Annotated in this window: 19 protein-coding genes; 9 read left to right on the top strand and 10 right to left on the bottom strand. The window is 55.3% G+C overall.

Features of this window, described 5'->3' with window-relative positions:
* Nucleotides 1–55: 55 nt before the first annotated feature.
* A complete protein-coding gene (locus tag K0J45_RS04030) occupies nt 56–1,024 on the bottom strand; it encodes a magnesium transporter CorA family protein (protein ID WP_220044351.1) in 969 nt (322 codons plus the stop codon).
* Nucleotides 1,025–1,039: 15 nt separating this feature from the next.
* The gene (locus K0J45_RS04035; RefSeq protein ID WP_220044352.1) at nt 1,040–1,591 is read right to left on the bottom strand and encodes a mechanosensitive ion channel domain-containing protein; all 552 of its coding nucleotides are present in this window, start codon (nt 1,589–1,591) and stop codon (nt 1,040–1,042) included.
* 348 nt (nt 1,592–1,939) lie between these two features.
* Between K0J45_RS04035 and K0J45_RS04040 the strand changes: the two genes are divergently transcribed.
* The 4 genes from K0J45_RS04040 to K0J45_RS04055 all read left to right on the top strand — a co-directional run bounded on the left by K0J45_RS04040 (nt 1,940) and on the right by K0J45_RS04055 (nt 6,489).
* Nucleotides 1,940–2,683 carry a spermidine synthase gene (locus tag K0J45_RS04040; protein WP_220044353.1) on the top strand — a complete coding sequence of 248 codons (744 nt, stop codon included), beginning with the start codon at nt 1,940–1,942 and terminating at the stop codon, nt 2,681–2,683.
* Nucleotides 2,684–2,880: 197 nt separating this feature from the next.
* Nucleotides 2,881–3,450 carry an alkyl hydroperoxide reductase subunit C gene (gene ahpC, locus K0J45_RS04045; RefSeq protein ID WP_011864598.1) on the top strand — a complete coding sequence of 190 codons (570 nt, stop codon included), beginning with the start codon at nt 2,881–2,883 and terminating at the stop codon, nt 3,448–3,450.
* 176 nt (nt 3,451–3,626) lie between these two features.
* Complete coding sequence (ahpF, locus tag K0J45_RS04050; protein WP_011864599.1) at nt 3,627–5,192, top strand: alkyl hydroperoxide reductase subunit F; 1,566 nt, start codon at nt 3,627–3,629, stop codon at nt 5,190–5,192.
* A 112-nt stretch (nt 5,193–5,304) separates the two neighbouring features.
* Entirely contained in the window at nt 5,305–6,489 is a 1,185-nt protein-coding gene (locus K0J45_RS04055; protein ID WP_220044354.1) for a GGDEF domain-containing protein, read from the top strand.
* A 27-nt stretch (nt 6,490–6,516) separates the two neighbouring features.
* Here the strand turns inward: K0J45_RS04055 and K0J45_RS04060 are convergent, their stop codons facing one another.
* The 4 genes from K0J45_RS04060 to K0J45_RS04070 form a co-directional block, all read right to left on the bottom strand.
* Entirely contained in the window at nt 6,517–6,921 is a 405-nt protein-coding gene (locus tag K0J45_RS04060; protein WP_011864601.1) for a hypothetical protein, read from the bottom strand.
* A 303-nt stretch (nt 6,922–7,224) separates the two neighbouring features.
* Nucleotides 7,225–7,422, bottom strand: coding sequence for a hypothetical protein (locus K0J45_RS19730; RefSeq protein WP_011864602.1), 198 nt, complete (start codon nt 7,420–7,422; stop codon nt 7,225–7,227).
* Between the two features lie 122 nt (nt 7,423–7,544).
* Nucleotides 7,545–8,963, bottom strand: a complete 1,419-nt coding sequence (locus K0J45_RS04065; protein WP_220044355.1) for a cytochrome C biosynthesis protein — start codon at nt 8,961–8,963, stop codon at nt 7,545–7,547.
* A 275-nt stretch (nt 8,964–9,238) separates the two neighbouring features.
* Nucleotides 9,239–9,676: an OmpA family protein gene (locus tag K0J45_RS04070; protein ID WP_220044356.1), complete on the bottom strand. Its 438-nt coding sequence runs from the start codon at nt 9,674–9,676 to the stop codon at nt 9,239–9,241.
* A gap of 304 nt (nt 9,677–9,980) precedes the next feature.
* On the opposite strand from K0J45_RS04070, the gene ohrR reads away from it, so the two are divergent.
* The 4 genes from ohrR (at nt 9,981) to chrA (ending at nt 14,290) form a co-directional block, all read left to right on the top strand.
* Nucleotides 9,981–10,466: a transcriptional regulator OhrR gene (gene ohrR, locus K0J45_RS04075; RefSeq protein WP_220044357.1), complete on the top strand. Its 486-nt coding sequence runs from the start codon at nt 9,981–9,983 to the stop codon at nt 10,464–10,466.
* A gap of 33 nt (nt 10,467–10,499) precedes the next feature.
* Nucleotides 10,500–11,741 carry a glycerol-3-phosphate dehydrogenase/oxidase gene (locus K0J45_RS04080; protein ID WP_220044359.1) on the top strand — a complete coding sequence of 414 codons (1,242 nt, stop codon included), beginning with the start codon at nt 10,500–10,502 and terminating at the stop codon, nt 11,739–11,741.
* Nucleotides 11,742–11,783: 42 nt separating this feature from the next.
* Nucleotides 11,784–12,923, top strand: coding sequence for a 23S rRNA (uracil(747)-C(5))-methyltransferase RlmC (gene rlmC, locus K0J45_RS04085; protein ID WP_220044360.1), 1,140 nt, complete (start codon nt 11,784–11,786; stop codon nt 12,921–12,923).
* Between the two features lie 158 nt (nt 12,924–13,081).
* Nucleotides 13,082–14,290 (top strand): chromate efflux transporter, encoded by a 1,209-nt coding sequence (gene chrA / locus K0J45_RS04090; protein ID WP_220044362.1) that lies wholly within the window; start codon nt 13,082–13,084, stop codon nt 14,288–14,290.
* 34 nt (nt 14,291–14,324) lie between these two features.
* Here chrA and K0J45_RS04095 read toward each other — a convergent pair whose 3' ends face one another.
* The 4 genes from K0J45_RS04095 to K0J45_RS04110 are packed head-to-tail and all read right to left on the bottom strand — an operon-like array spanning nt 14,325 to nt 17,482.
* On the bottom strand, nt 14,325–15,563 hold the full coding sequence (locus K0J45_RS04095) for an ATP-binding protein (protein WP_220044363.1): 1,239 nt from the start codon (nt 15,561–15,563) through the stop codon (nt 14,325–14,327).
* Nucleotides 15,560–16,264 (bottom strand): response regulator transcription factor, encoded by a 705-nt coding sequence (locus tag K0J45_RS04100; RefSeq protein ID WP_011864610.1) that lies wholly within the window; start codon nt 16,262–16,264, stop codon nt 15,560–15,562. Before K0J45_RS04100 ends, K0J45_RS04095 begins: the two co-directional genes overlap by 4 nt.
* Entirely contained in the window at nt 16,261–16,656 is a 396-nt protein-coding gene (locus K0J45_RS04105; RefSeq protein ID WP_220044365.1) for a DUF3019 domain-containing protein, read from the bottom strand. The genes K0J45_RS04100 and K0J45_RS04105 overlap by 4 nt, the downstream gene beginning before the upstream one ends.
* Nucleotides 16,646–17,482 (bottom strand): MipA/OmpV family protein, encoded by an 837-nt coding sequence (locus K0J45_RS04110; RefSeq protein WP_258406568.1) that lies wholly within the window; start codon nt 17,480–17,482, stop codon nt 16,646–16,648. The genes K0J45_RS04105 and K0J45_RS04110 overlap by 11 nt, the downstream gene beginning before the upstream one ends.
* Nucleotides 17,483–18,253: 771 nt before the next feature.
* Between K0J45_RS04110 and K0J45_RS04115 the strand changes: the two genes are divergently transcribed.
* On the top strand, nt 18,254–23,371 hold the full coding sequence (locus K0J45_RS04115; protein WP_220044368.1) for a S8 family serine peptidase: 5,118 nt from the start codon (nt 18,254–18,256) through the stop codon (nt 23,369–23,371).
* Nucleotides 23,372–23,427 lie beyond the last annotated feature (56 nt).

Here is a 23,427-nt window from a genome sequence, read left to right on the forward strand (position 1 = left end):
CGAATCTAAGGTTCGCCTTTTTACTTTAGTCGAGACAATCCGCGCTAGAGGGTAGCTAGAGCCATTTGCGGCGCCTGAATAGCCAGATCAGTACTGCCGTGATGGTGAGCATCACCCCCCAGACGATGAAGTAGCCATCTTTGTGTTTCAGCTCTGGGATATACTCGAAGTTCATGCCATAGATACCGGCGATAAAGGTCAGCGGCACGAAGATGGCGGTGATGATGGTCAGTACCTTCATGATGTTGTTTAGCCTGTGGGCGCTGATGGAGATGTAACCGTCGATCAGATCGCTTGAGACCTGATAGAAGAGGTCCGCTAGGCTGGCCGCCCTGTGTTGATGCTCGCACACGTCGTTGATCTCATGGTAGAGGCTGTCGTCGAAGGGGATAGAGGGCTCGCTGCGCAGGCTGTCGAACAGCTCCACATGGTAGTGAAAGTTGCGTCTCAGGCGGGTGAGATCTGTCTTGTAGAGCACCACCTCGGCCAAGATCTTATCGTCTGCGGTGGTGAGCATCACGGTTTCCAGCTCCTCTAACCGGCTCTCGAGGTCGAACAGGATCTTATGATAACGCTTGATCACGTAGCGGCTGAGTTTCAGCGCCACGGCGCCTGTGTTTTGCAGCGACAGCTCGCCCGCCTCCAGCGAGGTCATGGTGCGCTCGATGGAGAGCGAACGTTTGCTGTGGCGGGTCACGATAAAACGCGGCCCCACAAACAGCGCCAGCACTATGTTGTCGCAGTTGATGGAGTCAGAGTCGGCCGACAATCCCCTAAGCAGAATAAAGGTATGGTCGTCGAAGTCCTCTATCTTAGGAGGATGGCGATCCCGCGAGGCGTCCTGCAGCGCCAATGGGTGCAGGCCGAAATCCCGCTGCAACGACTCGCTCAGCTCGCTGTCTATCTCGCCGTCGATATTGAGCCAGAGTATGGTGTCGTCCCTCTGCTGCCAGCTGGCGACCTGAGACGCGTCGCCCCGGGTGAGCGAATTATTTTGCGGATCATAGAGTAATGTCGTGAGCATCGCGGCCCCCTGTGGTTAATCGCTTTGTACTTGAGTATGGTCTTTCTCGGGCGATTCGCTCAAGGGCTTGGCCTGAGTGTACGCCTGAGTCAGTTTCAATACCCCTTTCTGTAGCATCAGGTTGTTAGGGTAGGTGATGGTGATGCCGTCGCTACGTTCGATCAGCACATGAAACAGGCTGATCTCGGCGATGATGCCGCTGACATCTTCATCTTTGTCGATAATCTTGATGCGATCGCCAATACGATAGGGGAAGACGAAGAAGATCAAGATCCCGGCGGTGATGTTACTCAAAATTGACCATTGGGCCACCAAGGCCACGCCAAGCACGGCAAATACCGAGGAGATAAACAGCGACACCTGCTGATATTCGATGCCGAGTGAAATCACCCAGAGACAGGCGATGATGATAAACAGCAGGTAGGTAATATATTGGGTCACCATCTTGGTGCGTTTAAAGGAGACCTGTTTGGACTCGGCCAGCTTGGCGATCCAGTTGGTGAGCAGACGCTGGGCGAAGATGAAGATGCCTATGTAGAGACAGCTGACGAGTAGGGTTTGTGTCATGGTAAATTGCAAATGAGCCAAAGATTTCAAACAAATACTACAAGGCTTGCCCGATTGCAACGCGAGAATGATGGGCCGAATGAACGTAGGGGGCTCGGCATCGGAGGAGGCTGCTTAGCTCTTATCCTTAATTCACGAACTAAACCCGCGCGCCTGCCTCACGTTTTGTATAAGGCTCTGTAAAATGTTTCAGGAAAGGGATCTGCCTGCTGTTGTGTGCGCAGTTGCCTTTGCTGTTGCCTTTGCCGTTGTGGGGGCTTTTGCGGCATACTAGCGCCTTTATTTCGCCTAACCTTTGTTGCGTTTGAAAACCTGCGCCTAAGATGAGGCGTCCCTGCGGAGAGACAGATGTCAGACTATAACACCCTATATACCGGCGAAGATGACCACGGCCCACTCCTGGTCATGGAAGATAAGGAGGTTCGCCTGCTCTCCTTTGGGGATAACGATGAGCAGAGCAAGCTGCTCAAGTCGGCGCTGCATGTGCCCATGCATACCTATCTGCAGGCCATGTTGCTGGTGCTGCTGTTTATCAAGCCTAAACGCGTCATCGTACTCGGCCTGGGTGGTGGCGGCCTCATTCATGCACTGCGTAATTTCGACCGCGGGATTAATATTACCGCGGTAGAGCTGAGGGAGGCGGTGATCGAGGTGGCCAAGCGTTATTTCTGGTTGCCGCTGGGTAAGAAGCTCAACCTGATTCATCAAGATGCCAATGCGTTTCTGGCAGACGGGGATCATAAGAAGGCTGACGTGATCTTCGCCGACATCTACCATGGCGACGGCGTGGACGAGCAGCAGCTTAGCGAGACCTTTATCGCTAACGCCGCCGCCCTGCTCAAGAGTGAAGGTTATCTGGTGCTTAACTGCTGGAAGGAGCATAGTCGTAACGCCACCCTGCTGGCCCTGTTACAGAAACACTTTAGCGACGTGCGCGCCTGCCTGACGGGTGGTGGTAACTGGGTGGTGCTCGCCGGTAAACAGGCGCGCCAGATAAGTGCCAGCGGCCTTAAGGCGGAGGCGCAGCAGTTGTCGCTGCTGCTGGACTTTCAGTTGGGCCGCAGCCTGACCCGCTTCGAAACCTGGGAGTGAGACCGACTCGCTCCCCTTAATCGGTTTTATGTCGTCATGCCAATGATAATCTTAAAAACCGATTAGCATGATAGCTTTTATCCGTTATATTTAATTATCCAGTCTCGTTATTATCTCCTCATCGACAACGAACACGGGGTCAAGGCAAACGCCTCACCCCACAAACTTACTCTTAATAACGAGCACTGGAGCAAGCAATGACTCAATCTATCATCAACACCGAAATCAAGCCTTTCTCAGCCACTGCATATCACAAGGGCGATTTCGTCTCTGTGACTGAGCAAGACCTACTGGGTAAGTGGTCTGTGGTTTTCTTCTACCCTGCCGACTTCACCTTCGTCTGCCCAACAGAGCTGGGTGACATGGCTGACCATTACGAGAAGCTACAGTCTATGGGTGTTGAAGTTTACTCTGTGTCTACCGACACTCACTTCACTCACAAGGCGTGGCACGATAGCTCAGACACTATCGGCAAGATCAACTACCCAATGATCGGCGACCCAACGGGTGTTATCTCACGCAACTTCGGCGTGATGATCGAAGAGGAAGGTCTGGCGCTGCGCGGTACCTTTGTGATCAACCCAGAAGGTCAGATCAAGGTTGCCGAGATTCACGACCTGGGTATCGGTCGTAGCGCTTCTGAGCTGGTTCGTAAGATCCAAGCGGCTCAGTATGTTGCGACTCACGACGGTGAAGTTTGCCCGGCAGCATGGCAGCCAGGTGAAGAGACCCTAGCGCCTTCACTGGACCTAGTTGGTAAGATCTAAGATCTTCCTCCTCAAGGTCGCCCGGGTCTCATCATCTCGGGCGACCCGGCGAAAGCCAAAGTAGTTTAATCATCATTCTTTTTCATTGCCGGTTCACCTCCCCCTGCATGCGAGCCGGCAATTTTTCCCTATGTTTTTGGCTCCCTTCTGGGGGCCACTTTTTCCTAGGAGTTATCATGTTAGATGCGAATGTGAAAAATCAGCTGACTACCTATCTGCAAAACCTCAAGCGCCCAGTTGAACTTGTCGTATCGGCAGATGAGCGTCCTAAAGCAAAAGAGTTATTGTCGCTGGCAACCGATATTGCCGCGCTTTCAGAATTAGTGTCATTGACCGAATCTGTGGGTGAGCGTACCCCGTCGATGACTGTGACTAGCCCTGACACCGGCAGTCAGATCCATTTCGCCGGCCTGCCAATGGGCCATGAATTTACCTCTCTGGTGCTGGCCCTGCTGCACACAGGCGGCCATCCGATCAAGCTCGCACCTGAGGTGATAGAGCAGATCCGCGACCTGCCGGGCGAGTATCGCTTCGAGACCTATGTGTCACTCAGCTGTCAAACCTGTCCCGAGGTGGTGCAGGCGCTCAACATGATGTCGGCGATCAACCCTAACATTCAAAACACCATGATAGACGGCGCCCTGTTCCAGGATGAAGTGAACGAGCGCAACATCATGGCGGTACCCTCTGTCTACCTGAACGGCGAGCCGTTTTCTGTCGGTGGTATCAGCGTGGTCGAGATCCTCAATAAGCTGGACGTCAATGCGGCCAGCCGTCAGGCGGAAAAGCTCAGCCAGAAAGAGGCTTTCGACGTGCTGGTGGTCGGCGGTGGCCCGGCTGGCGCATCGGCGGCCATCTATGCGGCCCGTAAGGGACTGAGAACCGGCATCCTGGCGGACAAGTTCGGTGGTCAGGTGGCAGAAACCGTGGGCATCGAAAACTTTATCTCGGTCAAGGCGACCGAGGGGCCTAAGCTGGTGGCTAACCTGGAAGCCCATGTTCACGACTATGATGTCGATATCATGGATAACCAGCGCGCCCTGAGCCTGAAGTCAGGCGAGCTGTTTGAGATCCAGACCGAAAGTGGCGCACTGCTGCGCAGCAAGACGGTACTTCTGGCCACGGGCGCTCGCTGGCGCGAGATGAATGTGCCGGGCGAGAAAGAGTATCGCGGCAAAGGCGTCGCCTACTGCCCGCACTGTGACGGCCCGCTGTTTAAGGGCAAGCGCGTCGCTGTGATTGGCGGTGGTAACTCGGGCATAGAGGCGGCCATAGATCTGGCCAATATCGTCGAGCATGTTACCGTGCTGGAGTTCGACAGCAAGCTACGCGCCGACGAGGTGCTACAGCGTAAGGCGGCCTCCATGGGCAACATAGAGATCATCACCCAGGCGATGACCACAGAAGTGGTGGGCGATGGCACCCGGGTACAAGGCCTGAACTACACAGACAGAGCCACGGGTGAGCAGCACCATGTTGCCCTGGCGGGTATCTTCGTACAGATAGGTCTGGTGCCTAACGCCGAGTGGCTCAAGGGCACAGTAGATCTTAGCGAACGCGGCGAGATCATCGTCGATGCTAAAGGCCAGACGTCATTGCCAGGCGTATTCGCCGCGGGCGATGTGACCAACTCTGCCTTTAAACAGATCATCATCGCGATGGGCAGCGGCGCAACGGCCTCTCTGGGCGCCTTCGATTACCTAATCCGTCTCGGCGAGCCTGCGGACGCGGAAGCCGCCTAAAGGTACAAAATGCCACAAAATAAACAGTCAGCTTTATGCTGGCTGTTTTTTTTTTCATCTTTATAATTACTTAAGCTTATGACGAAAGCAGAAGAGGGCGGGCACAGACACGATGAATAGTAAGCCAAAAAGCTTTGACGAACTCCTAGTCCAAGAAACCCACATCTATCTTTGCCGCTCGGTAAAATGGACCGCCTATCTCTCCGTGTTTCTGCTTGTCGCCATCTTCCTTGCGTCCATGCTACAGATGAATAGCCTTCTGACGCTGCCGGATCTTCTGGTGCTGCAAATGCCGACCCTATGCATCGCCCTGTTTGGTCTGGCGGGGATCCTCTATCGTCAGCCAGAGCAGCATCGCATGGGGCTGGTGCTGGCCTATCTCTTGGTGTTAGAGGTCGCCTGGATCTACTTTGTGGTGGGCCATTACTGGCTCACCAGCTCCTATAACCTGTTGGGTGAATATGGCTCTCTTGCCACAGTCGATTCGGTAACCGACGTGCTGCTATTTACCTTCGCCATCTCTCTTTTCCCGGTGCGCCGCTGGCTCCTAGTCAGTGTGGTGCCTCTGCTGTTGGTCAGCCTGGTGACCCGGCTTATCGAGATCCCGGAAAATCCTATCTTTGCCCTGACCAAGTTTGTCTGTCTCTTGGTGATCATCATTACCGGGCAGAAGGTGCTGCTGCAATGGTTTCGTAAGGCAATCTTGCGCGACGCCGAGAAACAGCAGCTGTTGCAGCAGTTTAAGCGTATGGCGCTTATCGATGGTCTAACTGACCTGAGTAACAGGCGTCATTTCGATGAGGTGCTCGCCCTGGAGATCAAGGCCGCCGAGCGCACCGGTGACCCCCTGAGCATGATCCTGTTGGACGTGGATTTCTTCAAGCGCCTCAACGACAGCCTGGGCCATAGCGATGGCGATCGCTGTCTGATAAGGCTGGGTGAGGTGTTACACGGGGTGGCCTCCCGGCCTCGGGATCTGGCGGCGCGCTACGGCGGCGAGGAGTTTGCCATCATTTTGCCCGATACAGATCTCAGTGGTGCGCGTCATATTGCCGAGCAGATACGTTATGAGCTCAAGGACGCCGAGATCCCCCATCCAGACTCGCCCCTCGGCACCTATGTCACCGTCTCTCAGGGCGTCTGCCTATGGCAGCCGGGGTTAGATGCGGATGAGCTGCTGGCCAGCGCCGATCAGCTTCTCTATCAGAGCAAGGCGCAGGGACGGGATAGATTCAGCGCTGGGGTGGCCAAGGGGGAGGCGGCAGAAGATAAGGTCGTCAGTTCCTACCTGTCTTGAGGGCGCCACTGTAAGGCGCCCATAAGGCTAGCTGTATTTGGCGTCTATGGCCTTGAGCGAGCGTAAAAACAGCCCCAGGCCGCCAATTGCAAGCACCAGTATGACCAAGAGATCGAAGGTGGTCATGGTCCTGAGGTTGAATCTGACGCTGGAGAGCACACCAAAAATAAGCGCCGTGAGTGACCCCAGGGTCAATAGCCAACCCAGCAGGTTTCTGGCGTTGTAGAAGATGATGCCTATGCCGAAGATCAGCGGGATCAGTATGGTGCCGCCAGTGATCCCCATGCCACCGACGTTGTAGAGTCGATAGCCAAGGCTAAAGTTTGAGGTCACTGAAATGGCGTTCAGCAGCAGGTAGAAACCACCGCACATCATCACCAGGCCTACTAAAAACAGGCCTATCCCTCCGGAACTGCCGCCGGCTCCTCGCATCTTGTTGTCCTCCATAATTAATCTTCCACTATTTGTGACTAGCTTTCTGTGCCTTGCTGTCTGTAACTTGATATCTGTAACCAGCTTTGGCGCCCAATGCTGTTTGAGATGCACGCCTTGGCATATCGCAGGGTCGGCCCAGCTTAGTATTTTTTACCGCGTTAGCCAAATATCTTTGTTAGATGTCGGCAAGCCTTGAGGCAGGCAAGGGGAGTGATGAGCCTGAGGCAACATCAAATTGCGACAAATGAGGGCCATAAAAAAAAGCCCTCATGATGAGGGCTTTGCGAAGTTCGCTCTGATCTAAGCTGTGGTATTAATGTTGTGACCACTATTTCCCACAGGCCCAGCGCTAGGCGCCGAGTCAACCGCTTCAATCAGTTGTAGTGCAATCTCTCCCTCTGCCTGCTGCTGCTCTTTGGCGAGCTGTGCAACTTTAACCCCAACGCTTCCATTGCTTAGATTAGGTTGTAGATTACTGGTTCCAACTGTTATTGCCATGATTACCGCCTTAAACTGGGTGAGAGCCTACTTACGTTGAGACTATGGTTAATCGAAATACTTCGCACAGATTAACCATAGTGCTATCGGCAGCGTTTGGGAAAACTTTAGCCTTTGCCAAATTAACTGGTGGCGCCGCGTCTCTCTATCAATTTGCGTCCCATGCTGATGATGAAGGTCAGGCCGATGGAGGCGAAGATCAAGCCAATGGCCAGGCCGGCATTTTGCAGCGCGGTCGGATCCAGGGCCAGCATGCCGCCCAGGCCAATCATCATGATCCCCGACATCAGCTTCAGTGTCTGCCCCTCTTTCTCGGTGAGCTTGCGCTTACCCAGGGTGGCGCTGAAGGCGATCACGATAGCCGCCAGCGGGATCACATAGACTATGTTGTAGAAGGCCAGGTAGAGGTAGCGCTCGAATGCCGGCAGCTCATGCATAGATAAGACGCTGGTGTAGATCATCGGGAAGCCTGCGGTGCACAGCAGCTCATAGGCGTTGGCCAATATAGCCAAGACCACAGTGCCGGCAATCATCGCCGCCATGCTGCTGGCGCTGGTGAGTTTACCCATGCGCTTGATAAGCCCGGTGCGGTTTTCCGCCGACATGGAGAGGCTGACCTCGCCCTTGGTGAAGAAGTATTCCTTGATGTTGATGGCACCGGCGACCAACGCCATCAGGCCGGCCCCGAGTATGATGAGGCCACCATCGCTCCCCGCGCCCAGCAGCTCGAAGATGTTGAGCCAGGCGATCATAAACAGGAAGTAGATAAAGCCCGAGAAGAAGACGAAGATGCCGCCGACGATCAGCATGCGGCTGCGGCTCTTGGCGTTAACCATGATAGAGAGCAGAAACAGCAGCACGAAGAAGGCGCAGGGGTTAAAGGCATCGACCCCGGCCAGCACCACGGTCAATACAGGTAGTGAGAGCTGCTCTGGCGCCACCACGCCGATCAGTGGCAGCTCTATAGGCTGTACCTTAGTGACGGGCGCGGCAGGTGAGCTTTCTTCCAGCCCCAGGTCACAGGTACCGGGTTCGCTACTGGCGCTACAGGTGGCAAACAGCGGCTCGCCCTCAGCGGATGCCATGCCTGTCTGGGCCGCCTGATCATTGTCAGCTACTACACCACCCAGGGCGCGGTAACAGGCCTTGAGCTGCTGCAGAATAAATTGCCCCGTCACGGCTTCGCTGCTGTAGCCTACGGTCGCCTGTTCACAGGCGGCGATATAGGGCACGGAGCGGGCGGCAACCTTGGTCTGCTCGGCGATCGCCTGCCATTTTTCCTGAGTCCCCGCCTGAGACACCATGTGTGACTCCAGCTCTATCCAGGGATACTTTTCCGGCAGACTGTCGATGAAGGGGTGCGCCTCGGCGCAGTGCGGGCAGGTCTTAGACCAGAAGAAATAGAGCTTAATCTTCAGCTGGCCGTCGGCGTCGACATAATGCCAGGTGGCATTCTGAGACGCAGTGTGTTCCTCGGCCTGTGCGAAGCTGGGTAGTGCGCTCGAGAGTAACAGAAAACAAAACATCAGGGCTCTAAACATAATCCCTCCCCGGGGCTGACTTGCCAAAAGACGATGACAAAGGCGTGAATCCTCTAGGGACAGTTTACTGCGGGCGCTGGGGGAGACTAAGTTTATGTTTAAGATTTGCAACGCAAATCTTGAAATGTACAGGAAGTGTTAACTGGCGCGGATTTTTGTCTATCGTCAAGCTGCCGCCTCGCCAATTTTGAGGGAGGCGACCTGTCGACTAGAACCTGTTTAGCAGGGGCGTGATTAGCTAAGGCTTATTGGCTACAGCTTACCCCTTGAGGCGCTTACTTTAACTGGTGACGGCTGGGGTCTACCGTGCTGGCGATGGTGGTTTCGCTCTCGCCCTGCTGGCACCAGTGAAGGCTCAGGGTGCGGGTGTCTTCCTTGCTGGCCGTCAGCAGCTTAGTGACTACAGGCTGGTTGTAGTCGGCCTTAGTCAAGAAGGTCTTGACCCGTTCGATGCGGCGGTTGGCGAGCCAGAGGTTATAGTCTCTGATCTTCTTATCTGTCTCGCCCTTATAGAGGGGAAACTCCAGCAGCAGGTAACCGCTGTCGGCTTGAGTCTTCTCGATCAGCGACTGCAACTGTTTGGCATATCGGCTATCGAAGTAAGAGCTGTTTTTCTCAAAGGGAATGTCGCCAAAGCTGATGTTTTGCGGGCAGGCGGCACTGGCTTGGGCGGCAAAGAGAAATGACAACATCACTAGCAGCAATTGCTTCATAGTGAACACCTCCATTGTGTTTTTTAGTGTATCGAGCTGAATAGTGGGGGGAATTTAGGGGATTATCGCTCGAAAAGCAACCATCTTTGTTGGTGGAAAGGTGCGGAAATTTCAGCCTTTTTGAGTATTTAACCTAGCGTCAGGATTCAGTCGAGCCGCATCTAGATGGTTTTACTTAGTTATTTGATTAAGTCTCTGTAAAGATGACAGATTATTGACTAACTATGCAGTGAAAAATTTTTTTGATAATTTTTCACTTTGGCCTGCGCATGGCGTAAACTTGGTAAAAGTTGTGTGCAATTTAATGATGGCGTTCCAATTCATGAGTCAATCCACGAGCCAAGATATTCAGCCTAATCCCCTGGCCCTCGAAAACCAGGTCTGCTTCTCGCTTTACAGCGCCGCCAATGCCATGGTGCGTGCCTACCGCCCTCTGCTGGAGGCGTTGGACTTGACCTATTCCCAATATCTGGCGATGTTGGTGTTGTGGCAGGAGCCGGGGATCAGCGTCAAGACCTTGGGTGAGCAGCTTCACCTGGACTCGGGCACCCTGACACCTCTGCTAAAACGATTGGAAAGCAAGGGCCTGGTGACCCGAGGTCGCAGCGAAGCCGACGAGCGGGTGCGGGTGTTGCAGCTAACCGACGCAGGCCGTGAGCTGCAGCAGCAGGCCCGGTCGATCCCTATGCAGATGCGTTGCAAACTTGGGGGCGAGCCCGAAGAGTTTGCCGAACTCAAGCGCCTGTGTGACAAGGCCTACCGTTATCTGGATGCGTCGAGTCAGGGTTAATCTAATTAGATTCATAAAGCGAAAGGATGCGATATGCAAGCAGTGGATTTAGTGGTGATTGGTGGCGGCATTACCGGAGTGGGTATCGCCCAGTGTGCCCAGGCCGCCGGCTACTCTGTGGTGCTGCTTGAGAAGGATAATCTGGGCGAGAAGACCTCGTCGAACTCCAGTAAGCTGATCCACGGCGGCCTGCGTTACTTAGAGTCGGGTCAACTTGGCCTGGTGCGCCAATCCCTGAGTGAGCGCAAGGCGCTGCTGACACTGGCGCCCGAGCTGGTAAAGCCAGTGCCTTTCTATATTCCTATCTATCGTGGCAGCCAGCGCGGCCCGCTGGCCATTCGCGCCGGGCTGAGTCTGTATGCTTTGCTGAGCGAGCTGGATCCCCTGGGCCAGTTTCAGTCTGTGCCGGCCAGTCGCTGGAGTGAGCTTGCCGGTCTCAAGCTCAAGGGGCTGCGCGCCGTGTTTCGTTACTGGGATGCCCAGACCGACGATGGCGCCCTGACTAGCGCTGTGGCCCAGAGTGCCAAGCAACTGGGAGCTGAGTTGCTGACTCAGGTCAGCTTGGAGCAGATAGAGCACAGGCCAGACTCCTGCATCGTCAGCTTCAGCCATAAGGGTGAATCGCGGCGCCTCAGCAGCCGCTGCGTCATCAATGCCACCGGGCCCTGGGTCAATCAGACGCTCGAGCGGGTCATCCCTAAGGTGGAAGTATCGCCGGTGGAGCTGGTACAGGGGAGTCACCTGGTGCTGGATATCCCCGCCCCCAGCGGCATCTTCTACCTGGAGTCTATCTTCGATAAGCGGGTGGTGTTTGTCATGCCCTGGCAGGGTAAGACAATGATAGGCACCACAGAGACACCAATCGATGCGGTGGACGCGGCGGGCGTGACGCCGGCCGAGGAGGCCTATCTGCTGGGGATCTACCGCCACTATTTCCCCCTGAGTGAGAATGATGGCGCGCTCGAAGAGCGCATCACAGGGCGATACTGCGGCGTACGCGTGCTGCCCAAGCAGGGCGGCGAGGCGTTCGACCTGCCAAGGGATACCATGATGCTGTCGCGCGATACCCATCCCAACCTGCTCACCGTCTATGGCGGCAAGCTGACCACCTTCAGGCACACGGCCAAGGAGGCGCTGGCCTGGGTCAAGAGTCGTCGCGGCCCCAAGCCGATATGCGCCGATGTCGATAAGTTGCGCCTCACTCCCGTGACAGATGAGGCGCCATCAAGCGAGTCGACCACGGCGAAAGGTGATTTTTCTCCTCAAAAAGGCTAAAGTAGGGCGCCTTTTTTAAGCCAAGCTGCGAGCAAACCATCCGTGAAGTGTGCCTATTTCGATGCTAATCAGTGTCTTTCCTGTCGTCATCTCAAGACGCCCCTGAGTGATCAGGTGGCGGCGAAAACGGCGACCCTGGAAGCATTGCTGAAAGATCTGCCGGTGGAGCAGTGGCTTCCTCCCGTGGTGGGGCCAGAGAGCGGTTTTCGTAACAAGGCCAAGATGGTGGTATTGGGCGCCGCCCATCAACCTATATTGGGGCTGGTGAGCCCAAGCGGCGAGGCGGTGAGCCTGTGTGATTGCAGCCTCTATCCTCAGGATATGCAGCAGTTGCTGCACCGATTAGAGGCGTTCGTGCGCCAGGCTGGCATCCCGCCCTATAGGGTCGATAAGGCCAAGGGCGAGCTTAAATTTATCCTGCTGACCCGCAGTCAGGTACGCGGCGAGTATATGCTGCGTTTCGTGATGCGCTCGGAGCAGGCCATCCCCCGCATCGAACGCGAACTGCCAAAACTGCTAGCAGAGCACCCTGAGATCAAGGTGGTGTCGGTGAATTTGCAGCCCGTACATATGGCAATTTTGGAGGGAGAGGAGGAGATCTTCCTTACCGAGGCGACTCGGCTGGAGGAGGAGTTTAATGGCGTGCCCCTCTACATTCGTCCCAAGAGCTTCTTCCAGACCCATCCCGAAGTGGCGGCCAAGCTCTACCTGAGCGCGCGGGAATGGACTCGTGAGCTGGCGCCTAAATCGATTTGGGATCTCTTCTGTGGCGTCGGCGGTTTTGGCTTGCACTGCGCCTCGAAAGAGGTGGCCCTGACCGGCATAGAGATCGAGGCCGAGGCGATCGCCTGTGCCAAGATGTCGGCCGAGACGCTGGGGCTTGATAAGGTACGCTTCACCGCGCTGGACTCGACCAGCTTTGCCAGCGACAGCCGCAGCGAAGAGAAGCCGGAACTTATCATAGTCAACCCGCCCAGACGCGGTATCGGCGAGGCCCTGTGCCACTCCCTGAGCGAGTTTGCCCCTAAGGCAATTCTCTACTCCAGCTGTAATCCCAAGACGCTGGCCAAAGATCTACATTGCATCTCAGGCTACCGGGTGACCAAGGTGCAGCTGTTTGACATGTTCCCCCACACAGATCATTTCGAGGTGCTGGTGATGCTACAGCGCATCGGCGAGTAACCGGCCAAGTTTCTAATATTGGCCCTCGAGTCTCTTTAGTCGGCTGTCATCAGGCTGTCACCTGTCTGTCATAATCTAATTAACCTGTATTTCAAAAGGCGGCGCGTAACTTAGCGGCGCGGCCAAATCTCGGCTCAGGCTTGACGGAGGATGACAACTTGGGTGAGGTATTTAAGCAGTTTCTGCTCCTGGGACTGATGAGTTTCGGCGGGCCGGCGGCGCATATCGGGTATTTCAAGCGGCGCTTCGTCGATGATCTCGGCTGGCTGGAGGCCGAGCGTTTTGGCGCCATAGTCGCCATGAGTCAGGTGATCCCCGGGCCGGGCTCGAGCCAGGTGGGCTTCGCCATCGGCCATCACAGGGCAGGACTTCCCGGCGCGCTCGCTGCCTTCCTGGGTTTTACCTTGCCCTCATTTCTGCTCCTCTATCTTATGGCGGTGGCTAGCCTGAGCTGGCTGGATACCAGCTGGTTTCAGGGGCTGATCCATGGCCTCAAGCTGATGGCGGTCGTGGTGGTGACGGATGCCGTGCTGAGCATGTTTAAGCAGTTCTGTCGTCGCGGCGTCACCCGGCTACTTATGTTGCTCTGCGCCTCGCTCACCCTGTTTGTCGGCACCCTGGCCAGCCAGCTAGGCCTGTTGATCTTGGCCGCAGTTATCGGCGCCGTCTGGCTGGCACCATCGGCGCTTCAGGGCATAGAGCAGGATGCTGGGCAGCAAGGTGCGAATGGAGGAGAGGGCGTCTCAGTGGATACCTTACGGCCGCAGATGCTGCCGCTTATGCTGTTTATCCTGCTGTTTGGTCTGTCACTCTTCTGGCTAGGGTCTGGCCATAGCCTGTCTCAGCTGTTTGCCCAGTTTTATCAGGCCGGTGCCCTGGTGTTTGGTGGTGGTCATGTGGTGCTGCCGTTGCTTGAGGCCAGTGTCGGTCAGCAACTGACCAGCGAGCGGTTCCTGACGGGTTATGCCTTGGCTCAGGCGGTGCCCGGCCCTATGTTTACCCTGGCGGCCTTTCTCGGCGCAGAGTCATGGCTGGAGTCGCCGCTGCAGGGGGCCCTGGTAGCGACACTCGCCATCTTCCTCCCGGGATTCTTGCTGCAACTCTCTTTGCTGCGCAGCTGGCATGGCCTGATGGGGCGGGCGAGATTTCGCGGCGCCATCATGGGACTCAACGCCGCCGTGGTGGGCCTGCTGCTGGCGGCGCTTATCTCGCCTGTGATAACTAGTGCCATCCTCGCTTGGCCCGATGCTCTCTTAGTACTGATAGGACTGGCCTGGCAGCTGCGTTATCGACCCAGCATTCTCATGCTATTGCTGAGTTTCGCGCTGGCGGGGATGTTGCTCGGCGTGCTGGCTGGGCTGTTTTAGGATGAGACAAGTTTAACGCAGCGGCGAGCCGGGTCTATTTTGCTGGCTGATTGCGCCAGAGCAGGGTGAGGCTGGCACCGCCTAGCTCTTCGGACTTTGCCACCTCTAACCGGCCCTGATGCCAGATGGCGATCTTGCGTGCTATGTAGAGCCCAAGGCCGTAGCCCGAGCCGTCGGATTGTTCCTTGTCCCTTGCAAAAGCAGCCAGCAGCTGTTTGCCCTTGCCTTCGAAGCCTGGGCCATCATCCTCTACGGTTATTTGACACAGATCGCCCTCGCAGCGAAAACGCACCTGGATGTTCTGCTTGGCGAAGCGCAGGGCGTTCATGATCAGGTTTTGGGTGGCTATGCTCATGGAGCTGGCATCGAATACCGCAAGCCTGTCGTCGGCAATAAAAGTGATGCCTATCTTGTCCTGGTAGAGGGCAAACTTCTCCTCTAACTGGTCGAGGAAGGCCTGGGTGCTGACGGCTTCTTTCTTTATCTGCGCCTCCCTGTGTTCCAGCTTGGCGAAGGAGAGGTAGTTGTTGGCCAGCTGCTCTATTTCGTCGATGTCGGCGTTGAGTCGCTGCCAGTATTTCTCATCCAGCTCCGCCTTGCTTAGCTGCAGCGCGAAGCGCATGCGCGCCAAGGGCGTCCTGACCTCGTGGGAGATGGTGCGCGACAGCTCCTTGTGCATCTGCAGGAAGTCGACGATCTGCACCGTGACCTCATGAAACACCTTAGCCAGGGGATAGATGGCCGAGCGTTTGTTGATCGTCTGCTCCATCTTTCTCGGGTTGGCACCAAACTCCACCGCGGATGCTTGCAGCTGGGAGAGATCCCGAAACAGGGGCCAGATCAGCAGCAGTGCCAGACAGCCCAGGCTGGCGTAAAGGGCGAAGATGATAAGTTCTGTGGGCACCGCCTGAGTGGGCTTGCGCAGCACAGGGCCGAAGGCGATCACCTTGGCCGGCTCTTTGTCGTTTGAATCGCTAATCTCGGGGGCCTGGCGATAGTAGTAGGTCTTGCCGCCGCTCAGGGTGAGGGCGATGGTTTCGCCGCCATCCAGTTTATCGGCTAGGTCCTGGGGTAGCGCCAGTTCATCGCGGGAGAGCTGGCGGATCAGCACGCTGCTGTCCTCCTCGCTCAGGCCGCGAAACACGCTGTCGACATCTATCTGGTATGACTCCACCTGGTGCTGCATGGCACCGTGGATCTCGCTGAAAGACCAGATGATCAGGGCGCTGCTTAAGATCAGCAGGGCATAGAGACGGTAGAATTGAAACTTCATCCCTTGTCCGAGAGCTGGGGCTGATAGTTAAACAGATAGCCCTGACCATGCACCGTCTTGATGGTGAGGCCGTCTATCTGATAGCTGTCTATCTTCTTTCTCAGGCGGCTGATCTTAAGATCGATCGCCCGATCGAGGCCATCGTAAGGACGGCCCACATATTGCTCGAACAGGTATTCGCGGCTGAGCACCTTGCCCGGGTGCTGAGCGAAGATCCATAACAGGTCAAACTCCTGGGTGGTCACCTTCTGTTGTCGGTCGCCTATGGTCAGCTGTTGATGGGTATGATCTATGGTGAAGTCGTGCAGGGTGACGCTCTGAGGAGGCGCCTCGCTGGGGAGCTTTCTCAGGTTAGCCTTGATGCGAGCCACTAAGAGTTCGGGGTTGACCGGCTTGACGATATAGTCGCTGGCGCCCAGCTCTAAACCCTTTATTTGTTCCTGCTGGCCGTCGAGGGCGGTCATGAAGATGATCACACACTGGTAGCGCGCCTGCAGCTCGGCGAACAGGCTAAAGCCGTCGCTGTCGGGCAGCATGATGTCGCAGATGATGAGGTCGAACCTTAGATCGGCGGGCAAATTAGCCACCGCCTGGGCCGATTCGCTGTGGGTCAGGTCGAAGCCTTGCTGTGTCAGGTAGAGCAGGGTGAGCTCCGCCAAATCCAGATCGTCTTCAATCAGGAGAATCTTAGGTTTGCTCATAACAGGTTCCAGTTGAGTCCTCGTCGTTTGCGGGTGTTTACGGGCTGATAGGTGGCGATCTGTATGGTCACCTCATCGAGCACCTTGTTGTTGAGATCTTTGATCAGCACCTGGGTATCCTTGGTGAGCGTCAGTTCCAGCAGGTGATCCACGCTAAGGCGATCGAAACACTGCTCCGGGGCTTCCTTAAGGGCTATCCAGATACAGGTCTGCTCCAATGCCTCGAGTTTGTAGCTGATCTTGAGCGTCATGTGGCAGGGCGTACCTGCCTCGAGAACCGCGCAGGTCTTGGGCTTAATATTGACTTGGGTGCTATTGGCCTGGCAGTAGAAGCTGGTGGCCAGGGCCAGCAGTAACATGCACTGTATCAGCTTGATGGCGTTAGAAGGCATAGCTGACTCCGATGAACCCTGACAGGTATCCATCCTTCTCTATCATGCGGTTCTTAGTGATCTCGTCTCCTAACCAAGTGTAGGTGATAATGGCTACAAAATTAATGTCTTGCCACAGGGGCACATTGACGACGCCGCTGGTGTGGTAGTTGATGGCCGCCGACTGAGGTTGCTGCACCCGGCTGCGGCCGAGCTCCTCCTCGGTGAAATGGTAGTAGTAGCTGATCAGCTGGCTGCTCTTGCGAATCGCGCCCACCTCGAAGCCCAGGGCGCCCCAGGAAAATGCCATGTTCTTCTTGGCCTTGAGATGGATCTCGTTACCCTGATGGACGCCGCTGATGTCGTGAAAATAGCCCAGGGTGAAATCGCTGTAGGGAGTGAGCCAGGTGGTGCTGAGGCCGCCGAGATAGGAGATGTTACGCTCGATCGGCACCTCGGGGATCGCCGGGCCGAATATCGGCTGCTTGTTGGGTTTAAAGCCGAGGATGTCGCTTAGGAAGACCTTGTTCCAGCCGTCGAGTTCGAAGAAGAAGCCATCTTCGTTCAGGCGGGTCTGTAGATCGACCAGCAGGCTATCGGACTCATACAGGCTGTAGCCCAGGGTGAAGTTTTCCACATAGAAGCGGTCGTCATAGTAGGACCAGCTCGGCAGGGCGTAGGTGGTGATATCGTCCGACTTGGCCCTGGGGTTCTCGATTCCGCCATAGCCTAAGGCGAGGGTGAAGTGAAATTCGCCCGTGGTAATATCATCTATCTGCTCTTCGGCCCTAGCCTCGCACAGGAAAAAAACCGTGAGGAAAATAAGACCGGACAAGAGGTACTTCATGGCCTTCATCCACATCCCGAAACTGAAATTAGCATCTAAAACCATCTCAGGTTAAAAGTCTGTAAAAATATTTATAAGTGTACAAAATGCTACATGCCTTGGAGAGTTTTTTCGAGTAGAGGCCTTGGGTTAGCTCACATCGAATCCTCAAGATATGCCACTTGCCAAATTTCCAGGCTGCAAAATTTTAAGCTTGGCAAATTTTAACTTTGGCAAATCTGCGCTATCGCTTTGCTGGCATCAGTGCTCGATATCAGTGCTCGAAATCAGTGCGCGAAATCAGAGTCATCCGGTCGATTTTTTTTCACTCATGATGAGTCCGTTGGGCGACTCGCGTCTATTGAATGAATAATCATGCTTCAACCACTTAGTGCCGCCAGAGCATAACATCATTTTGCTATGTGGCAAGCATGGGGCTAAGCAGGTGATGTTCCTCACCTGCCTATCGATTATGGTCTGCCTCGCCTTAATTTGTAGCGGTTTTGTTATCATGCTTTGTTTCGGGTGATTTTCGCGAATGATGTTTTATTTGGTTGTTTTTAATTGATTTTATTTGTCTTTGAGGCTTGTTAAATAACTCTGGTCTGACCTGGGATAAGCCAAAAACACCCAGTGTTAACCAAATGTTTGTTTTTTAACAAAACTACAAAATGCTACACCAAAGCTATCCACCTTAGTTAAGCCATCATGATTATATGTTAGTTCGCTGGTGAATAAGTATGCAAACAACAAGCTTCATCAGGGCATAACTACAAAAAAGGTGGAAGTTCCATGAAGGTGAAAACATTAGTAACAGCCGTGGCAGCCGCACTCTACAGTGCCGGTATGGCCCATGCGGCGATACAGCAGGCTAAGGTCGAAAGACTCGAGCCGCTGAAGATCACCGCCGAACAGGCGAAAAAACTCAATGCCGCTAGCACGCAAGAGGTTAACCTGTTGCAAAATGATGGCCTGAACGTTCAGATCAGCCATCAGAACCAGAAGTTCGTCGCCGAAGAGGGACTGACAGGTGAGCACGTCTACATCGTCAGACTCTATCAGAAGCCTTTGGCTCAGGCGGGCGCTAGCCTGCTGGCTCAAGGCGGCGCCGAGCGTAGTGCTGTCAAGGCTAAGCCCGGTGAGGCTAAGTTGTTTGTGGCCGGTCAGCCGGTTAACCGCGAGATCAAACAGTACCGCGATCAGCTGCTGAGCAAGCAGCAGGCGGTCATCTCTGAGCTGTCGGCTACCCTGGGCGATCGTCCTGTGCGTCAGCAGTTTACCAATGCGGTCAACGGTTTCTCTATGACCATGAGCCAGGAGGAGGCGCAGCGTGTCTCTCAGATGGCAAGCGTCGCCTCTGTTCGTCGCTCTAAGACTTATGACCTGCTGTCCGATGTCGGCCCTGAGCTAATCGGTGCGGACAAGATCTGGACTGGTACTGTGACAGATTCGGTTCCCTACAAGGGGGAGAATGTGATCGTCGGTATTATCGATACCGGGGTGAACACAGACCACAGATCTTTTGCCGATGTGGGCGACGATGGCTATGACCATCAAAACCCTTGGGGTGCGGGCCAGTACGTAGGTGACTGTCTCAAAGAGGGCTTCGAGGGCATGTGTAACGACAAGCTTATCGGTGTGCGCTCATACCCAGTGATCACAGATAATTTCACCAGCGGTGTCTATGGCGATACCCGCCCAGCCGTGGGTGAAGACTACCAGGGCCACGGTTCTCACGTAGCCTCGACCGCCGCGGGTAACGTGCTGCTGGATGTAGATTTCGTCAATCCTGCGCCAGGCGCGGTTAACGATGGTAGCGTAGTCAAAGAGGCACTCTTTCCGCGCATGAGCGGTGTTGCGCCTCACGCCAACATCATCTCTTACCAGGTGTGTCATCCATCGAACGAACTCAACCCAGGCTGTCCGGGTGAAGCCCTGATCGCCGGTATCGAAGATGCCATCAGCGACGGTGTCGATGTAATTAACTTCTCTATCGGTGGCCAGGATTCTCACCCATGGAGCGACGATGTTGAGCTGGCCTTCCTGTCGGCTCGCGAAGCCGGTATCTCGGTTGCGGCTGCAGCCGGTAACTCGGGTCAGCCTGCTGGCTACAAGGAATATTTCGGCGCTATTGACCATGCCTCGCCTTGGTTGATGAACGTGGCGGCGAGCACTCACTCTCGTGAGATCTTGGTTGAGACCAAGCTGGTCGATCCTATGGGTGGCGATGAAGCGCCACGCTGGAGCGAGATCGTCGGCGGCGCGGTAAACACCAGCTCGGTGACGGGTATGGTGGTTAAGGCTAGCGACTATGGCGACGAGTACTGTGGTGAGCCGTTCCCGGCCGGCACCTTCGATCTGACCGACGCCGATGGCAACCCGACCGATGTGATCGTGGTGTGTAAGCGTAACGATCTGAACGATCCTAACGGTATCGCTCGTAGCGCTAAGGCCAACAACATCCTGGCTGGCGGCGCCGATGGCATGATCATGTACAACTACGCCAATGCCGACAGCATTGTGGCGACGGCAGCCTATTCTGTGCCAAGCATACATATCACCAAGCAGGAGTGGGATGGTCGCTGGGACAACGGTATGTCGGGTTACGGCCTGAGCGACTGGCTGGCCAAGGGCAGCAACCATGTGCTGACCATCTCTGAAACCACGATCGATCGCGACCTAGATCCTGAGCGCGCCGACTGGTTGGCAGCCTTCTCGTCACGCGGTCCTAGCCCGTCGACTCCAGAAGCCCTGATCCCTGCGGTTGCGGCCCCTGGCGTTAACATCTACGCCGCCTTTGCCGATGAGCATCCATTCGTTTCTGGTGGTTCGTCAGGTGATTTCGCCTTCCTCAGCGGTACCTCTATGGCCTCGCCACACGTTGCCGGTGCCATGGCGCTGCTCAAGCAGGCCAAGCCGAGCTGGAGCGCTACCGAGATCCAATCTGCGCTGGCGATGACGGCAGAGAACAAGGTGCAATATCACAGACTCAACGACGAGAACGGTGATGTGGCGCTGGCGTCTACCTACCGTGCCGGTACCGGTCGTATCAACGTGGCTAACGCCGCCAAGGCCGGTTTCATCATGGATGAAACGGTTGAGAACTTTAAGGCTGCCGATCCGCAAAATGGCGGCGCTGTGCACAAGCTGAACATCCCTCAGCTGGTGAACTTCGAGTGTAAGCCACAGTGTCAGTGGATCCGTACCATCAAGGCGACAACCGCCGGTAGCTGGAGCGTGACCCATGACGACGTGATGAACTGGGCCTTCGATTCTCGTTCACAGATGGCGCAGAACGGTGTGTCTATCAAGGTGACCCCGAGCGAGTTTACCCTGGAAGCGGGCGAAACCATGGATATCGTGGTCGAGGCTTCGATCATGGATACCCAGGACTGGTTCAGCAACGCGGAAGTTGAGCTGCACTCTAACCTGATCTTCACCGAAACCAGCGGCGCGGCGTCTGAGGCGCACTGGCCAGTGGTGTTCAAGTATGACAAGAACGGCATGCCAGGACGTCTGGCGGCAACGGCTCATCGTAATGATGGCAATGCGATCATCAAGGGGATCAGCCTGCCGGAAGGCGACAACATCCAAGGTCGTATCTTTGCACCTGTTAAGGCCGACGTGAAAACCATCACCCTGCCGAAGGATAACGATGGTAGCTTCCCTTGGAGCAGCAATGCCGATCAGAGCGTGCCGATGGAAGAGCGCTTGGATGAGGCGACTCATGTGGAGATGATTCAGGTGCCGGCTAATGCCCGTCGTCTGATGGTCGAATCGTTTGGCACCACAGAGAGTGGTCTGGAAGGCAGCCTGGGTAAGGGCAACCTGCTGGTTTACGTGGGTAAGGACTACAACGGCAATGGCAAGGCGGATCCGTTCGAAGAGCTATTGTGTGTCTCTAACCACATCCAGTACGACAACTTCTGTAACATCAATCAGCCGGAAGAGGGCCAATACTGGGCAATCTTCTACAACCCAAGAAAGGGCTCGGCGCAGAACAACTACCACGACTTCATGGAAGAGACTTTCCAGTTCGCGACAACGGTTGTGACCGATAATGTCGCCTCAGACATGAGCGTGGACGTGCCTGCCAGCAATGGTCAGGAGCCGGTAGATATCCAGGTGAACTGGAACCTGCCTGAGATGGTTGAGGGCGATGTTTACTACTCACTGATCGATTTTGGTACCTCAGAGGTCAACGCCGGCAACATAGGCAAGGTCGCCTTCAAGCTTGAGCGTGGTATCGATGACGTGCATCTGGATGTACCGCAAACCGGTGCCCATCTGGGTGAGCAGGTGCCTTTCACCTTCGAGGTGCAGCCTAATGACAGCGGCGCGGATCGTGCCTTCACCATTAGTGCCGACATCCCGGCAGGCCTGAGCCTGAATGTGGAAGATGTACTGACCTCGTCTAAGGCGATTGTGACAGACATCAGCCTGGAAGAAGGTAAGCTGACCATCAGCGGTGTTCAACCTAATACCGCCGATATGCAAGCCAGCTACAATGTCACCACTAACCTGGAAGACGCCATGTGCCGCACGCCAGACTTTGGTAACAAGAATCCGGGTGGTTATGTGGATCTCGAAGAGTTCCGTATCTATCCGATCTTCAGCGGCTTCGCGCCGGTGGAATACGATGCCAACGGCCGTGCCGTTAATGGTAAGGACAACAATATCCTGAGCCGCAACGGTATCGTGCTGCCAATCGATGTGATCTTCGGTGGTCGTTATGACAGCTTCCATCTGTATAACAACAACGAAGAGCTCAATGTTGCTAAGCAGAACGCCCTGGATATCCATGCACACGGTATCGTGTCGCTATGGGAAGGTCAGCCTTTCTTCTTCCCATACCATGACATCTTCCCGTATCAGAGCTTCCCATACGAGTCGATCGGCATGATGTGGCGTGGCTTCGAGGCGCTGGATCCAAGTGCGCCAAAAGCTATCCTATCGGCACCACTGGTCAACAACTTCAGTGAGCGTTCGGGCATCTCTATCGCCAGCACGCAAACTGGTTGGGGCATCCTGGAATACGATAACGCGCGTTCATACCTGCCTGCGGGCCGCGATGCAAACCGCGTCTATCAGTGGCAAGAGCTGGATGACAGATTCGACTTCGAGCTGATCTTCAACGTCAACACCCGTCATGGCGACGGCGAGTACGAGATGATGATGGCCTATGACAATCTGGACTTCGGTAGCCAAGACGGCCGTGGTTCTATCGGTATCCAAGGCTTCAAGGGCGGCGTCTATGCCTATGGTCCGCTGAGTGCCTACCTGGGTGAGCAGTTTACCTATGGCGAGCTGGACAAGAAGCTATCTGACGGTCTGGTGATCTGTTACGACTACGTGGGCCCTGAGTCTTCGCAGTTCGAGGTAACCGCCTGGACTCGTGTGAAAGACAATGCCGCTGGTCAAGACCTAACGGTTAACGCCGTGAGCCAGGTCGAAGGCATGGCCGACATCAGCATGAGCCACACCGTCAGCGTTGCCTCTAACATCACCCTGGGCGCTATCGCCGACCAGAGTGTGGCAGAGAACACTAGCCTGGAAGGCATCGCCGTGATGTACGCCGATGAGCAAAACAGCGTTAACCAGATCACCGTTACCGGTGAGCACATTATCGCTGTGGTCGATGGCCATACCTCAGGTAGCGAAATCACCATCACGCCAGCAGCCAACTTCTACGGCGAAGTGGAAGTCACGGTTACCGTGAGCGACGTGGAAAACCCAAGCGATGCAGCATCGACCAGCTTCATGCTGACCGTTGAGTCTGATGGCGTCGAGCCACAGCCAGAGCCAGAAACTCAACCTGAAGTCGAAAAGAAAGACGACGGTGGTGCGCTCGGTTTCGCGGCCCTGATGCTGCTGATGTTTGCCGGCCTACGCCGCAAGCTAGCACGCTAAGGTGAAATAGAGATTAGGCGGATTAACTTAATAAGCCGCCTAAAATCTCATGCTTA

This window comes from Shewanella alkalitolerans (genome assembly GCF_019457575.1).
GTDB lineage: Bacteria > Pseudomonadota > Gammaproteobacteria > Enterobacterales > Shewanellaceae > Shewanella > Shewanella loihica.

Excerpts from the sequence above, each read along its gene's own strand:
- K0J45_RS04100 (WP_011864610.1), bottom strand. The coding sequence starts at position 16,264 with ATGAGCAAACCTAAGATTCTCCTGATTGAAGACGATCTGGATTTGGCG.
- K0J45_RS04030 (WP_220044351.1), bottom strand. The coding sequence starts at position 1,024 with ATGCTCACGACATTACTCTATGATCCGCAAAATAATTCGCTCACCCGG.
- K0J45_RS04095 (WP_220044363.1), bottom strand. The coding sequence starts at position 15,563 with ATGAAGTTTCAATTCTACCGTCTCTATGCCCTGCTGATCTTAAGCAGC.
- K0J45_RS04080 (WP_220044359.1), top strand. The coding sequence starts at position 10,500 with ATGCAAGCAGTGGATTTAGTGGTGATTGGTGGCGGCATTACCGGAGTG.
- ahpC (WP_011864598.1), top strand. The coding sequence starts at position 2,881 with ATGACTCAATCTATCATCAACACCGAAATCAAGCCTTTCTCAGCCACT.
- K0J45_RS04040 (WP_220044353.1), top strand. The coding sequence starts at position 1,940 with ATGTCAGACTATAACACCCTATATACCGGCGAAGATGACCACGGCCCA.
- K0J45_RS04055 (WP_220044354.1), top strand. The coding sequence starts at position 5,305 with ATGAATAGTAAGCCAAAAAGCTTTGACGAACTCCTAGTCCAAGAAACC.
- K0J45_RS04110 (WP_258406568.1), bottom strand. The coding sequence starts at position 17,482 with ATGAAGTACCTCTTGTCCGGTCTTATTTTCCTCACGGTTTTTTTCCTG.
- K0J45_RS04105 (WP_220044365.1), bottom strand. The coding sequence starts at position 16,656 with ATGCCTTCTAACGCCATCAAGCTGATACAGTGCATGTTACTGCTGGCC.
- K0J45_RS04115 (WP_220044368.1), top strand. The coding sequence starts at position 18,254 with ATGAAGGTGAAAACATTAGTAACAGCCGTGGCAGCCGCACTCTACAGT.
- ohrR (WP_220044357.1), top strand. The coding sequence starts at position 9,981 with ATGATGGCGTTCCAATTCATGAGTCAATCCACGAGCCAAGATATTCAG.
- K0J45_RS19730 (WP_011864602.1), bottom strand. The coding sequence starts at position 7,422 with ATGGCAATAACAGTTGGAACCAGTAATCTACAACCTAATCTAAGCAAT.
- K0J45_RS04070 (WP_220044356.1), bottom strand. The coding sequence starts at position 9,676 with ATGAAGCAATTGCTGCTAGTGATGTTGTCATTTCTCTTTGCCGCCCAA.
- K0J45_RS04060 (WP_011864601.1), bottom strand. The coding sequence starts at position 6,921 with ATGCGAGGAGCCGGCGGCAGTTCCGGAGGGATAGGCCTGTTTTTAGTA.
- K0J45_RS04065 (WP_220044355.1), bottom strand. The coding sequence starts at position 8,963 with ATGTTTAGAGCCCTGATGTTTTGTTTTCTGTTACTCTCGAGCGCACTA.
- K0J45_RS04035 (WP_220044352.1), bottom strand. The coding sequence starts at position 1,591 with ATGACACAAACCCTACTCGTCAGCTGTCTCTACATAGGCATCTTCATC.
- ahpF (WP_011864599.1), top strand. The coding sequence starts at position 3,627 with ATGTTAGATGCGAATGTGAAAAATCAGCTGACTACCTATCTGCAAAAC.